The 14,299-nt window shown below is 71.3% G+C and carries 8 protein-coding genes and 4 CRISPR repeat arrays; of the genes, 3 read left to right on the forward strand and 5 right to left on the reverse strand.

Going from position 1 to position 14,299, the window contains the following annotated elements; translation table 11 throughout:
• Window positions 1-334: 334 nt before the first annotated feature.
• The gene (locus ACZ4FH_RS09150; RefSeq protein ID WP_467303428.1) at window positions 335-1,144 is read left to right on the forward strand and encodes a hypothetical protein; all 810 of its coding nucleotides are present in this window, start codon (window positions 335-337) and stop codon (window positions 1,142-1,144) included.
• Window positions 1,145-1,314: 170 nt separating this feature from the next.
• On the opposite strand, the gene ACZ4FH_RS09155 is transcribed toward ACZ4FH_RS09150, so the two are convergent.
• The 5 genes from ACZ4FH_RS09155 to ACZ4FH_RS09175 all read right to left on the reverse strand — a co-directional run bounded on the left by ACZ4FH_RS09155 (window position 1,315) and on the right by ACZ4FH_RS09175 (window position 8,622).
• A complete protein-coding gene (locus tag ACZ4FH_RS09155; protein ID WP_467303430.1) occupies window positions 1,315-1,881 on the reverse strand; it encodes a GNAT family N-acetyltransferase in 567 nt (188 codons plus the stop codon).
• Window positions 1,882-2,018: 137 nt separating this feature from the next.
• The gene (locus ACZ4FH_RS09160; protein ID WP_467303431.1) at window positions 2,019-4,745 is read right to left on the reverse strand and encodes a serine/threonine-protein kinase; all 2,727 of its coding nucleotides are present in this window, start codon (window positions 4,743-4,745) and stop codon (window positions 2,019-2,021) included.
• 147 nt (window positions 4,746-4,892) lie between these two features.
• A complete protein-coding gene (locus ACZ4FH_RS09165) occupies window positions 4,893-5,447 on the reverse strand; it encodes a GNAT family N-acetyltransferase (protein WP_467303432.1) in 555 nt (184 codons plus the stop codon).
• 5 nt (window positions 5,448-5,452) lie between these two features.
• Window positions 5,453-5,944, reverse strand: coding sequence for a cytidine deaminase family protein (locus ACZ4FH_RS09170; RefSeq protein WP_467303433.1), 492 nt, complete (start codon window positions 5,942-5,944; stop codon window positions 5,453-5,455).
• A 486-nt stretch (window positions 5,945-6,430) separates the two neighbouring features.
• Window positions 6,431-7,130: a CRISPR direct-repeat array (repeat unit 29 nt; unit sequence GGGACCATCCCCGCACGCGCGGGGAGCAC).
• Window positions 7,131-7,344: 214 nt separating this feature from the next.
• Window positions 7,345-8,622 carry a methyltransferase domain-containing protein gene (locus tag ACZ4FH_RS09175; RefSeq protein WP_467303434.1) on the reverse strand — a complete coding sequence of 426 codons (1,278 nt, stop codon included), beginning with the start codon at window positions 8,620-8,622 and terminating at the stop codon, window positions 7,345-7,347.
• 410 nt (window positions 8,623-9,032) lie between these two features.
• On the opposite strand from ACZ4FH_RS09175, the gene ACZ4FH_RS09180 reads away from it, so the two are divergent.
• Together ACZ4FH_RS09180 and ACZ4FH_RS09185 are read left to right on the forward strand one after the other, a co-directional pair.
• Complete coding sequence (locus ACZ4FH_RS09180; RefSeq protein WP_467303436.1) at window positions 9,033-9,872, forward strand: helix-turn-helix domain-containing protein; 840 nt, start codon at window positions 9,033-9,035, stop codon at window positions 9,870-9,872.
• A 346-nt stretch (window positions 9,873-10,218) separates the two neighbouring features.
• Window positions 10,219-11,346: direct repeats of the CRISPR family, unit length 29 nt; unit sequence GTGGTCCCCGCGCACGCGGGGGTGGTCCC.
• A gap of 72 nt (window positions 11,347-11,418) precedes the next feature.
• Window positions 11,419-11,692: a CRISPR direct-repeat array (repeat unit 29 nt; unit sequence GTGGTCCCCGCGCACGCGGGGGTGGTCCC).
• 496 nt (window positions 11,693-12,188) lie between these two features.
• The gene (locus tag ACZ4FH_RS09185; RefSeq protein ID WP_467303438.1) at window positions 12,189-12,842 is read left to right on the forward strand and encodes a class I SAM-dependent methyltransferase; all 654 of its coding nucleotides are present in this window, start codon (window positions 12,189-12,191) and stop codon (window positions 12,840-12,842) included.
• Window positions 12,843-13,140: 298 nt separating this feature from the next.
• Window positions 13,141-14,199: direct repeats of the CRISPR family, unit length 24 nt; unit sequence GTGGTCCCCGCGCATGCGGGGGTG.
• Window positions 14,200-14,299: the final 100 nt, after the last annotated feature.

A 14,299-nucleotide genomic window follows, 5' to 3' on the forward strand; every position in this document is an offset into this window, starting at 1 on the left:
CACCGCGCACGCCCCCGCGTCCGCCCCCGCCTCCACCACCGCGCGGACCCCCACGCCCGCCCCCGCGCCCCAGCCCGTACGACCCCATCGCCACACCCCCCGTTCCCCAACCACCCTCCCCACCGCAGGTGTTCACGCGGACACGAACCACGACCGATTCGGTCACGGCCCGGAACGACCGTCTCCCTTCGTGCGCACAATGTCGCCATCAGCTACACATAACCCTCACAACAGGATTAGGATCCTCCTCATCTCGCGCTCCGGGCGGCTCGTGCCCCGGAGGGCCGCCCGTGTGCGGCGGCGGATTTCCGAGAGCAGGAACGCAGGGGGTGGCATGTCTCTTCGGGTTGCACCGAGGTCTTCGATATCCGGCGGTGTCCGGGGCGGCAGGGGCGGCGGCAGGGCGCGTCGCGCCTACGGGGCCCTGGTCACGGGGCTGGTGGCGCTCTCCCTCGGCCTCACCGCCTGCACCGGTGGCGACGACGACGCCTCGGCCGCCGTCAGCACCTCGCCCTCGGCCGCCGCCTCCGCGTCCGCCTCGCCGAGCCCGAGCCCGACGCCCACGCCGTCGGAGTCCGCGTCGCCGTCGCCGTCCGCGACGCCGTCGAAGGAGCCCGTCGCGGCGGTCCCCGTACGCGACTACACGGGGTGGAACCTCCAGAAGGCCGTGACGGACGCGCGCGGCCACCATGTCGCCGCCGTCTCGTACGCGGACGCGAGCGAGCTGCACCGGAACGTCGTGCACGCCTCCAACTGGAAGGTGTGCAAGCAGAGTCCGTCGAACGGTACGTACACCGCCGCCACCCGGGTCTCCTTCAAGGCCGTCGTGGCGAGCGAGTCGTGCGCGAACCCGCCGAAGGCGTCGTCCGGTACGTCGTCGTCCTCCGGAGGCGGTTCGGGCTCCTCGGGCGGTTCCGGTTCGTCAGGCGGTTCCGGTTCGTCGGGCGGTTCGGACGGCGGTTCCTCCGCGAGCGGCGGCGGCTCCTCCGGTACGGAGGTGTGCAGCATCCGGTCCAACGCGGGCAACTGCTACCGCGCCGGACAGTTCTGCCGGAAGTCGGACGTCGGTGCCAGCACCACGGACGCGTCCGGACGCCGGATCACGTGCAGCTTCCAGTCCGGCGCCAACCGCTGGCACTACTGATCCCGCGCCTGTCCCAGGGCCCCGGAGCCGCGCCCGCGCTCCGGGGCCCTGGGCCTTCCACCGACGCGAGGACGCGAGGACGCGACGACGCCTCCCCCGACCCGTACGGAATCGCGCCACGACGCCACCGTCGCCCCGTACGGAATCGCGCGACGGCCCCCGCCCGGGCGTCACCGCACCGAGGGGCGCTCCCGCTCCGACCAGTACGCGTCCTCGGTGATCCCGAGCAGCACCACGTCGTGGTACGCCCCCGCGAAGTACTCGTGGTCGCGGAGCCGGCCCTCCTCGGTGAAGCCGAGCCCGCGGTAGAGGGCCAGCGAGGCCTCGTTGAACGCGTAGACCTCCACCTCGCACTTGTGGGCGCGCTGTTCGGCGAACATGTACGTCAGGATGATCCCGGTCGCCTCGGCCGCGTACCCCTTGCGGCGGTGCGCGCGGCTGATCTCGATGCCCGTACGGAACCGTCCAGCGCGGGCGTCCGTCTCCCCCACCGTCACCGACCCCGCGAACGCCCCGTCCGCCAGCCCCTCCACGACCAGGCGGAACGCCTCACCGCCCGGGGCCCGGCCGGCCCGTTCCGCCGTCCACGCGCGGAAGCTCTCGGCGGAACGCGGCGGCTCGACCAGATCCGCGTTCCGGACGTCCACGGTGTCCCCGGCCAGGTCCTGGAATCCCTGCCAGTCCTCGGGTTCGACGCCTCGCAGCCGTACCCTCGCACCCGTCCACATATCCGCCACGGCACCCTCCGCCCATCCGTACGCACATCCGTCGCGTACCTCTGTCCGTCATGCACGTACACCCCTCGCGTACGCGCGTCTGTCGCGTACGGGCACCTCGCCGTACGCTCACCTCTCCGTACGCGCATCGCTACGCGTCACACCGCACCCGAGTTCCGTTCCCCCGCCTCGGGCGTCCCTTCGAGGTCCTCAAGGAACTGTTCCGGCGTCTGGTAGCGCTCGCGGGGGTCGCGCGCCGTGCACCTGCGGACGACCCTCTTCAGCTGGGGCGAGACCGGCAGGGGGCTCGGGTCCACGTCCTCGTGCACGATCGCGTAGAGCCGGGCCTGCACCGGCCCCTCGGCGAACGGCGAACGGCCCATCAGGCACTCCCAGAGGAGCAGGCCGAGGGTGAAGATGTCGGACCGGATGTCGAGGGTTTCGCCGTTCAGCTGCTCCGGGGACATGTAGCCGGGCGTGCCGACCATCATGCCCGCGAGGGTGATCTCCGGCAGCGAGGCGTCGCCCCGCGTCCCGTGCACCAGTCCCAGGTCCACGATCACCCCGCCGCGGTCCCGGTGCAGGATGACGTTGCTCGGCTTCAGATCGATACGGGACAGCCGCAGGTGGGCCAAGTGCACCAGCGCGGAGCCCAGTTGTTGTGCCAGGACGGCCGTACGCCCGGGAGTGAGAGGGCCCTCGTCGCGTATGAGGGTGCGCAGGGTGGGCCCTTCGATGTGCTCCATGATCAGCGCGAGGTTCGGTTCCTCCACCACGTCCACCGTCCGCGCGATGTGCCGGTGCCGGATCCGCATCCCGATGCTCGCCTCGCGCCGGAACCGTGCGCGCATGGCCTCGTCGGTGATGAGGGCCGTGTTCAGCATCTTGACCGCCACGTCGCCGCCGGTCTGCAGGTCGCGCCCCCGGTAGACCGCGCCCATTCCGCCCTGGCCGATCAGCGGCCCCACCTCGTACCGGCCGGCGAGCCTCGTCAGCAGCGGCGCCCGTGTGACGCCGGTCAAGAGCCCCGAGTCGAGGGCGGCCCGTCCTCCCGAGACCCACGACCGGTCAGAAACGGACGACCGGGCGACGGAGTCCGCGAACACCCCCGCCAGCCCCAGGTCCGCCCGCTCGCTCTCGCTGAACCTGACCAGGCCGGGGAGCCGGTCGGCATACGCGTCGGACAGGCGGTAGTAGGCGGCGCCGACGGCGGCCACGTTGCCGATGACCGTACGGTCCGCCCCGCCCCGCTCGCTCACGACGGTGATCACGTTCCTCCGCACCAGATGCCGGAGCAGACGGTCGATGAAGGGCAGGTCGACGTGGAGCAGCGGATCGATCTCCGACTCGATCTCGCCGGCCGTGAAGGCGCGCCCCCTGCTGCGCAGGATCCAGTCCAGGATGTGGAAGCCGCCGAGCCGACGCCGGTCCTCGTCGAGCGGAAGGAGCGCCTGCCCGGCACGGGCGCTGCCCGGTGTCACGGTCTCGGCCACGACGGATTCGAGCTCGCTGTAGAACGCGACGCGCAGCAGGGTGTCCTCGTCCAGCACCAGTGCCGGGCGACCGCTGTCGTCGTCCCAGACGACCAGCGCGTTGAGTTCCTGGAGCAGCCTCCGCAGGACGCCGCGCGATTTGAACCGGAGGTAGCGGATGAGGAGTTCGAGCGGAAGCGCGTCGCCCTGGGTCGTGTCGTCGCTCCAGGGGCTGGGGTCGGGGCTGGGGTCGCGGTCGGCGTCGGGGCTGGGGTCGGGGCTGGGGTCGGCGTCTGGGCTGGGGCCGGGGCCGGGGCCGGAATTGGGACCGGGACCAGGGTCGGGGTCGGGGCCGAGGTCCGGCGTACCGGGGGCGCCGCCCGCGATCGGGTTTCCGGCTCCGGGGCGGCCGGCGGCGGGGCGGCCAGCCCCGGGGCGGCCGGCGGCGGGCACCGTATCGTCCCGGTCCTCCTCCGCCCCCCGCCGCACCAGTTCCCGTATCAGCCGCTCCGGCGCCTCCCACAGGCACGGCACGTACATCCGCCAGGCGAAGACGCTCTCGTACAGCCCGTTCCCCCGGTCGGCATCCCGGAGGGCACTGTCGTGGAGGTCGGGTCCGCCGATCAGCAGGAAGTGGGCTCCCCGGGACGTCAGCACGCTCTTGAGGCGTCCGAGCAGGGCTTCCAGCGCGGTCAGCGCGTCCTGCGAGTTCTCCGTGAGCTTGTCGACCTCGTCGAGCACGACGACCGGGTGGATGCGCAGTCGGGTGGTCCGGCGGCGGCGCAGGAGGCCGCGCCGCTCGCTGCGGACGTGGCCGTGGTCCAGGAGCTGGATGATTCGTACCAGGTCGTGTTCGACGTCGAGTTCCGAGTAGGCGAGGAAGGACGCTTCCGTGGCGCGCGAACTCATCTGCTTCCCCGAGAGGTTCGCGTTCGGCGAGAAGGGTCCGAGGGGTCCCTGCGACGCCGACATGCCCACGGTCCCGCCGCGTTCGCTCCCCTCCGAGTGCGTCTGCTTGAAGGAGAGCGAGGTCCGCATGTAGGCGAGGATCAGCGCGTTCTGTACGTCTCCGGGCAGTTGCTCCATCAGCCCCCGGTCCTCCAGCGTCTCGAAGACCCTGCGGACCACGGCGAACAGCAGCTGGTCGGACTCCATGTGCCGCGCGACGTTGAGGTGGACGGGCAGCAGCACGTCTCCCGCCGGCCGGGCCCCGGCCGCCTCCTCCAGCGCCCGCATCACCAGCGTGGACTTCCCGACGCCCCGGAATCCGGTGATCAGGAACGTGCCGCCGTGGGAGTACGTCAGCCGCCTCCGGAGGTCCGCCACCAGCTCCCCGTGCCCCAGAACCGGAATCGCCGGGTCGTCCACCGGCAGCGGCTCGTGGATGTAGCGGAACTCCCTGTGCAGCGCCACCCTCGGCACACGCCTCAACTCCCCCTCGCCTCGGCCGCCGAGCGTACCCGCCGCGATCCCGGCCCGTGGGGTCGTTTCCGGCCCCGGGCCCGTCCACTGGCTGTGCCGCCGCCGTACCGCCTCGTCCCGTGCCCGTGGGTGCCCGGGTCAGCCGAGGCGCTTGTGCATCACGACGCACGGACGGTTCATCGCCCGGTCCCTCCGGCGGTCGATCTCCGCCCAGCCCAGGGAGGTCCAGAACGCGAGGGCGGCCGGGTTGTTCTCCAGGACGGCGAGCCGGATCCCGCTCCGCCCCTCGCCCCGGAACCGCTCCTCCACCATCGCCGCCAGCCGGCGCCCGACGCCCGTACGGTGAAACGCCCCGCCGACCAGGAGCAGCCCGATCCACGGCAGCCCGTCCCCCGGGTGCCGGTCGAGCAGACAGACGAGCCCGGCGATCCGCCCCTCCGCGTCCCGGGCCACCAGCACCTCGCTCCCCTCCGCCGCCGCCTCCGCCCGCAGATCGGCCTCGACCCGCGCGGCGTCGACGTCCTCGGGGTCGTACTCACCCGAGGCCCGGCAGTACGCCGGATTGCTCGCGTACAGAGCGGCGATCCCCTCGATCTCCGCCGGGTCGAAGCCCAGCGGGCGCAGGGTGAGGGCCGGGGCCGGGGCGGACGACCGCTCCCCGGACGGCGGCCGGGACACGGGCCGATTCGACATACCCACTACGTTACGGCGCCCCGCTCCCCCTTCTCCCCGTCCACCGCCGAGGTCCCCGACCCCGGTGCGAGCGACTGCGCGCCCCCCTCGATCGTCCAGCCGGCGGCCAGCGGCATGAGGTCCTTGATCCGGACGCTACGCAGCCCCTCCGGCGTCGGAAGGATGACCCGAATACCCGGGTGGTAGTCGAACAGCACCTGCCGGTCCCGCCCACACGGATCGAACACCCCCCGCTCGAAGTTCCCCACCGCCACGATCGCCGTCAGCTCCCTGGCCCCCGACGCCCGCGCATGCCCCAACGCCACCAACTCCGCACACGGCCCACCCGTGAAGTGGTAGACGTTGATCCCCCCGTACATCCTCCCGTCGGCCCCACGCACAGCCGCCCCCATCGTGTGCGCGCCCTCCTCGCCGTCCGTGTTCTCGTCGACGATCCGTTTCGCGTACGCGATGAGTTCGAGGTCGTCGTCGGTCAGCTCGCGGCAGGGGATGTCCATGGGGCGCATGGTAGGTGGGGGATGCGGGGGTGCGTTGCCTTTTGCGGGGGGGGCGGGTGGCGGGCCGGTGCGGTGCGGATGGCGGGCCGGTGCGGGTGGCGGCTCGGTGCGGCGCGGGTGGCGCACGCTCCGTCGCGGCGCTCGGGAGGGCGTTGCGTGCGTGCAGCCCGTGTCCGGGCCACGGGCCATCCCCGCAGGCGCGGGGAACACGAGTCTCTGCCCATGGTGGGCAATTCCCCGGTGGGACCACCCCCGCGTGCGCGGGAAGCACGCGTCCTTGACCCCGGTGGTCATATCCTGTGCGGGACCACCCCCGCACGCACGGGGAGCACTGGATGGTCTGCCGCAACCCATCCGCGCGGCCGGACCACCCCCGCAGGTACGGGGAACACACCTGGCTCTCCGCCGCGCAACAAGGCGAGACCGGGCCATCCCTTGCGGACGCAGGGACCACCTCCGTGGTGTCTGTTGTCCGCGGACAACAAACGGGGCGTCCCTGCACGCGCGGGGAGCACGCGATCTCGTACAGCGCCTTCTCCGTGCCGTCGGGACCATCCCCGCACGCGCGGGGAGCACTGATGGAGCTGGTCGACACATTCGATCAGTGGGGGACCATCCCCGCACGCGCGGGGAGCACCGGTGGGTCGAGAGCCGCTTCGCGGAGTCCCCGGGACCATCCCCGCACGCGCGGGGAGCACGATGGCCGAGAGGAACGCCCGGTGACCTACGCGGGACCATCCCCGCACGCGCGGGGAGCACCAGTCCCGGCCCGACAGCATGGTCTCCGACCTGGGACCATCCCCGCACGCGCGGGGAGCACAAGAGCTGCTTGGTGCCGATGGCCCGGACGCCGGGACCATCCCCGCACGCGCGGGGAGCACTGACCATCACCCAGACCCGCCACGACCACCTCGGGACCATCCCCGCACGCGCGGGGAGCACCCGCTCGGGCAGTGGACCGCCGACGCGCGCCGGGGACCATCCCCGCACGCGCGGGGAGCACGGCTTCGGGCGCAGCATCGCGATCACCGTCTCGGGACCATCCCCGCACGCGCGGGGAGCACTTGTGGCCGTTGCCCCCGCCGCCGGAGAAGTCGGGACCATCCCCGCACGCGCGGGGAGCACTCCCCGTCCGCGATGTACTTGACCAACCGGTCGGGACCATCCCCGCACGCGCGGGGAGCACTCTTCACGACCTGCAGGTCTCCCCGCACCAAGACGAGTTCCTGACCACTTCCGCACAGTCCGACATATCACCCAAGACGCCCACGGTAGACACACCGGCCACCCTAGGCCAACTACTCCTCCCCCTGAGGACGTTCGCCGCAGCACCAGCTCACCCAGGTACTCAGCAGCAACTGCGCCGCCCCGGGACCGCCCGCCGCAACACGTCGCCCCCCTCACCCCATCCCCGGCCCGACGAAGTTCCCGACCTCGTCCAGCCACACCCGCTCCTCCCCCGCCTCGCTCACCGTGAGACCGAACCGCTCCCACCCGGGCCAGCCCCGGCTCACCCACCAGTCGTGGGCAGCGCGGATGTCGTCCCACAGACGGCGTGGGCCGTGCTGCCAGATGCGGCTGGTCTCCTCGCCGTCCGTGGTGAGCACACAGGCCCACGACTGATCGGTGCGGCTGTAGAACCAGTGGGGTTGCGTGCCGTGCTGTTTCGACGCGGCGACGTAGGTGCAGTCGCGCACGTGGAGCCCCAGGGCGAACAGCAGGGCCCCGAAGCGGTCGGTGCGGGCGAGGGCCCGCGCGGCCTCGCACGAGTCCAGGCTCGGGGACACATCGGGGAGTTGAGGGGCGTACGCGTCATGGTCGATCGGGGCCACGCGGTGCGCCCTGAGCTTCATGAACTCGACCGGCCCGATGAACCTGCCGCTCGCACTCTCCCCGTCGGCCTCCACACGGAGCCGCAGCAGACCGTCGGCGTGGGTGAAGCCCGTGCCCCACGGAGCGACGATCAGACCACCGGGACGTGTCTGCGTCACCCAGGGGTACGGAATCCCGCGCACCCCGCACGTCGCGACGACCCGGTCGAACGGGCCGTACGCGGGCGCCCCCGCGCAGCCGTCCCCGTGAACGACTTCGACCGGGGCTCCGAAGAAGTGGTCAAGGGCGCGGCGCGCGCGTAACGCCACCGCCTCGTCCACCTCCACGCTGACCACGTTGTCCTCACCCACCTTGTGGGCCAGGAGGGCCGCGTTCCAACCCGTGCCCGTACCGATCTCCAGGACGCGGCAGTAGTCGTCCACCGTGAGCGCGTCGAGCATCCGGAAGACGACGCTCGGCATCGAGGCCGACGACGTCGGCGCGGCCCCCGGCTCCCGACCCTCGTGGCGCCCGTCGTCCCACTGCGTCACGATCGGCACGTCCGCGCTCGCGTATCCGCGCCATGCGTCCGGGTCCTCGGCCCGCGACACATGGACCGTCCTCCCGGCCGCCGTGTCGTACGGCCAGATCGTGTCCGGCAGAAATGCCTCACGGGGTACTCGCGTATAGGCGTCCCGCCAGGCCGGCTTCAGGATGCCGCCGGTGGCGAGGACGTACGCCGTCTCCTCACGGGTGGCGTACGCGGACTCGGTCCGCCCGCTCGCGGCGGCTACGCGATCACCGCCATCGTTTCCGGCCTCGTACCCGTCCGTGCGTGTCGTGACGGCACTCGCTCTGTTCGTCATCCGTTTCATCCCTCCGTTGAGTGTGGTGATCGCGGCTTACTGGGCTGCTACAGGCGGTACTTGGCGCGCATCGCGTTCGTCTCGCGTACGCGCTCGCGGATGCCGCCAGGCCGGGGCACCGCGTCTGCCGGGGCATCCGGACAGATCGCCGCCCCGCACCGGCAGGGCGGGAACGCCGCGAGCGACGCGTACCGAGAGAGGTCGGGGCTCCTCCGGAGCTCGCGACCGAGGACGTCGTCGCCGGCGCGGGTGCGGGCGGGAAGCGGACCAGGAGTCGAGTCGGTTCCACTCTGCTTTTCTACGGGCACGCTTTCGTGTCCCTCCGTAGCTCTTTCACTACCAGGAGCGCTCAGAGTGGCCTAACCTCGCGGGGAGAGCAACGTGGCAACGTAGCTGCCGGGGAGGGCACATTGGCCAACGTCAAGAAGCTGAATCCAAGCTTTTCTCCGCAGGCTTCCTACGGCGCACGGATACGCGAGATGCGCGAGGCCCGCGGGTGGATTCAGGATCACCTCGCCTCGGTGATCGGATGCAGCGGGCGCCATATCTCGGCGATCGAAACCGGACGCAAACCCGCAACTCTTCTCTTCTCACGGAAGATTGATGCCGTATTCGGTCTGGCTGGCGCATCCGAATCCTTCGAGCGCGAATGGCGCGAGATGAAGAACGGCAGCATGCTGGAAGGCTTCCCCGAGTACGTCGGCTACGAGAAGCGAGCCGTAGAAATCCGGATGTTCGAACTCGGCCTCATCCCCGGCCTGATGCAGACCCTGGAGTACGCGCAGGCCGTGAACGGTGGTTACGTACAGCGCGGATCCGTCACCCGCGAACAGGCGGAGGAGCGCGTGGCGCGCGTACGCCAGCGACAGGCCACGGTAGCGAGACCCAAGCCACCCATGATGTTCATCGTCCTGGATGAAAGCGCCCTGCTCCAGCAAATCGGCGGCCCGACCGTCATGAAAGCCCAACTGAAGCGGGTGGAGGAACTGGCCGCTCTCCCCAACTGGTTCATTCATGTGGCGCCGTTCTCCATCGGAGAACGGCGCGCTTTCAACCTGCCCCTCAACCTGCTCACTCTCGCCGATCGGTCGGTCGTCGCGTACGCGGAATCCGAAGCCCAGGGACACATCGAGCGTGAGCCTTCGATCGTCGTGCCCCTACTCACCGCTTTCCACCAACTTCAGGGCGAGACACTGTCGCAGAGAGCATCACTGAACATGATCAGAAAACTCCGGAACGGCGCTCCGTGATGCCGACTCCACGTACCGCACCCGCACCTGCAGCGCCAACCGGACCCACACCGCCTCGCGACCGCTTCAACCGCCGGCCTCAGTTGGCTCGGTGCGGGTGGCTGAGGCAAGCAAGTTCGGCGCCTTCCGATCATCCTGCGATACGTAGCCACCTCAACACCGGTCCGCCTCTGGGCGTGCGGGTGGCACCCGGGCAGCCACAGGAACCAGGAGGCGGGACAATGGAGCGGCCAGGTATCGAGGCTGGCACGAAGACATAAGAATGAGATCTATGCCCTTTAAGTCGGACTTTGGCAAAGTGAGTAAAATCCGCCGCCTGGCGGGATAACACCGCAGGTCAGCTCCTGTGGTCCCCGCGCACGCGGGGGTGGTCCCCGGATCCGCCGGATGAAGTAGTCAGCAAACGGGTGGTCCCCGCGCACGCGGGGGTGGTCCCAGCGGGCGAACCATCCAGATGCTCCCGGCCGAGTGGTCCCCGCGCACGCGGGGGTGGTCCTCGCTATGCGTCGCTCTTCGAGCACGTGGCGTAGTGGTCCCCGCGCACGCGGGGGTGGTCCCGACCTTGCCGTCCGGGGTCGTCTCTTCCTTGAGTGGTCCCCGCGCACGCGGGGGTGGTCCCCGAGTCCCAAGCCCGCATGGCGTTGGGTGACAGTGGTCCCCGCGCACGCGGGGGTGGTCCCGCGAGCAGGGCCAAGTTGGCGGCGATGGCGGTGTGGTCCCCGCGCACGCGGGGGTGGTCCCACAGCTATTCGGGGTTCCGTCCGGGAGTTGGAGTGGTCCCCGCGCACGCGGGGGTGGTCCCCCGCGCGGCGCTGGGAACCAACGCCCTCGTCGGTGGTCCCCGCGCACGCGGGGGTGGTCCCGGTCTCGACCCGGCGCCGTGGAGCCGCTGGATGTGGTCCCCGCGCACGCGGGGGTGGTCCCGGGCGGCTGATCACATGCCGCTGAACGTGCCCGTGGTCCCCGCGCACGCGGGGGTGGTCCCATCCGCACCTGGTGGAAGAGCAAGCGCGAGTTGTGGTCCCCGCGCACGCGGGGGTGGTCCCAAGCCGGGCTCCGCGAGCGCGGACATCGTCATGTGGTCCCCGCGCACGCGGGGGTGGTCCCCGGCCCCGAACACGACGAACCCCCCGGGGGCCGTGGTCCCCGCGCACGCGGGGGTGGTCCCCCGCCGCCGCCGATGCCCGCGGCGTCTAGCTTGTGGTCCCCGCGCACGCGGGGGTGGTCCCACGCCGTCGGCATTCGCGTACACCTCGGCACCGTGGTCCCCGCGCACGCGGGGGTGGTCCCGGTCATCGGTCAGTCGTCGTCGTTGTGCCGGGGTGGTCCCCGCGCACGCGGGGGTGGTCCCTGGCCGCCGGCGTTGGCCTCCAGGAACCAGTAGTGGTCCCCGCGCACGCGGGGGTGGTCCCTACGCCATCGCGAAAGGGCTGACCGACTTCAAGTGGTCCCCGCGCACGCGGGGGGTGGCCCCCCGGCGGCGGCCCGCAGGGTATCCGCGCGCGGGTGGTCCCCTCGAAGGCGAGGTGCTGGAGTTCCTGGACCTGTGGTCCCCGCGCACGCGGGGGTGGTCCCCGACCGTTTCCGCCCCCTCTCAGGAAAGGATGGGTGGTCCCCGCGCACGCGGGGGTGGTCCCTGGATCGGGACGTGGAAGATGAACGCGAACGCGTGGTCCCCGCGCACGCGGGAGTGGTCCCGGGTCCTACCCGTCCGCGATGTCCTCGGTGCCGTGGTCCCCGCGCACGCGGGGGTGGTCCCGAGCTGTGCGCCCAGGTCTTCGACCCCAAGACGTGGTCCCCGCGCATGCGGGGGTGGTCCCAGGACCATGCACGCGCATCTCCTCGCCCTCCCCCGCTCCGCGGAAACCCGATGCCAGTGGCGGCGGGGCGACGACGGCGTATTGCCGCGGTCACCTGCCGGACCGTTCAGGGTGAGCCGGACGGAATCCCAACTGGCCGTCGAGGAATGGGTGCCCCGGGCCGGCGCTCTGCGGACGGTCCACCCAGCACGGCACACTTCCTGCGGGCACTGCCGTCACATGCACAGACGCAGACGGATCCTGGGAGTCGTACCGCGACTCCTACCCGCGGGCTCTCGACAGCAGGCCCACCGCACCGTACCGACGGCCTGCGCCTGCGCACCGGCGACTTCCTGAAGTCGCAGGGCTGGGCTATCGACGGCGCGGACTGCTCGCCTTGTGACAGCAAGGTCCCGGACAGCCACTGCCCGACTGGGCTACAGTCACCCCCCGCTCTCGCGATCCCCGGAGGGCGGAGGTGCTCCCCCGCTTCCGCCACGACCCTGAGGACAACGCTGTGCCTGTACCGCACGACATCGCTGCCGAGACCGAGCTGTGGGACGCCTTCGCCGAGTCCGCGTTCAAGGACGATGCCGAGGCCACCTTCTGCTGGACCCAGTACGTCGGCCACGGCCCCGGCCCCGAACTCCTTGGTAGCCCGCGCCGGGTGCTGGAAATCGGCTGCGGCACCGGCCGCGCCCTCGCGTTCCTGGCCGGGCAGGGTATCGAGGCCCACGGCGTCGACCTCTCCCCGATCATGGTGAAGAAGGTCAGCGAGCGGTGGGCGGACACCGGCGCCGTCTTCGAGTGCGGTGAGGTGCTGGAGTGGCTGGCCGCCGACACGCGCACCCACGACGCGATCTACAGCATCTTCGGGGCGGCGTGGTTCGCCGACCCGAGCCGGCTGTTCCCTCTGGTCCGGGAACGACTCAACCCGGGCGGGGTGTTCGTGTTCTCCCAGCCGCCGGCGATCCCCGGCGCGTACGGCCCGCAGGGCATGTACAAGGGTGGATTCGCAGGGAAGGCCATGTTCACCTACCGCTACAGCTACCGGCCGGCCGTCTGGGAGCGTCACCTGACCCGGGCCGGCTTCGCCTCGGCCGAGGCCCGCACCATCGACGCGCCCAAGCCCGGCCACATCGGCACGCTACTGGTCACCGCCCGCCGGTAGCAGCCGGTGGTCCCCGCGCACGCGGGGATGCTCCCAGGCGCAACGTCCGCACCGAGCTCACCGCTGCCCGCACATGCGGGGTGTCGGTGCCAGCGCTTCCGGGCACGCAATTCAGCAGTCCGCAACGCAGTGCCATAGCCACGCGTACAAGAACAACGCCCTGGACAGCAAGCGCGACTCAATGGGGCAATATGGAAACGGAGTTGGCGACGAGACGGACCAGTTGTCCTATAGGTCGGAGTTTGGCAAAGTGAGTAAAATCCACCGCCTGCCGGGATAACACTGCAGGTCAGCTCCTGTGGTCCCCGCGCATGCGGGGGTGGTCCCATGGCTCGGTGTCGCACGTCCCCCATGATCTTGTGGTCCCCGCGCATGCGGGGGTGGTCCCAAAAAAAGCTGGACCGGTTCACCGGTCCAGCTGTGGTCCCCGCGCATGCGGGGGTGGTCCCTCCACCCAGTCCAGGCCGGTGGGCTCGGGGTAGTGGTCCCCGCGCATGCGGGGGTGGTCCCTCTATGTACTTTGCCCGTCATTTCTGACGGGGGTGGTCCCCGCGCATGCGGGGGTGGTCCGGTCCAGCTGACGCGCACCGTCTACACCACGGAGTGGTCCCCGCGCATGCGGGGGTGGTCCCCTCGGGCTGGAGCAGCAGCAGGTCGCCGAACGGTGGTCCCCGAGCATGCGGGGGTGGTCCCCGGCGGCGCGGGGAGAGCCAAGTCCCTGCGGAGTGGTCCCCGCGCATGCGGGGGTGGTCCCAGCTCGGGCGGCGCCCTCGTCCAGATGCAGGGGTGGTCCCCGCGCATGCGGGGGTGCTCCTCCGCGCGGTCGCGGTGTCGTCGAGCCAGAAGTGGTCCCCGCGCATGCGGGGGTGGTCCCGCCGGCGGGCAGTTCGGGTTCGTAGAGATCACGTGGTCCCCGCGCATGCCGGGGTGGTCCCTTGTAGACCAGGACGTACTCGCCGTTCTCGTAGTGGTCCCCGCGCATGCGGGGGTGGTCCCGCGGCCCGCAACGCCCGCACCGGGCACACCCAGTGGTCCCCGCGCATGCGGGGGTGGTCCCTGGCAGGTGCGCTTTCACCTCACCCGCTGGAAGTGGTCCCCGCGCATGCGGGGGTGGTCCCTGTGCCGCCCTGGTCGACGCCATCCGGGACACGTGGTCCCCGCGCATGCGGGGGTGGTCCCTGACAACACAAGAACCGAGCACAACTAACAAGGTGGTCCCCGCGCATGCGGGGGTGGTCCCGACGTCGCGCCCGCGGGCCCGATCTTCATGGAGTGGTCCCCGCGCATGCGGGGGTGGTCCCGCGTCGCCCGCGCACTGGCGCTTTCCCAGGCCGTGGTCCCCGCGCGCGCGGGGATGGTCCCCAACCCAGGACCGTGCCCCGTACGGGGCGATCGCGGCCCCCGCCCACCCAGGCCCACCCCAACCCAAGTCGTCCGACCTATTGACGTGCCCCTGA

It is taken from the genome of Streptomyces sp. NPDC024555, from assembly GCF_055559335.1.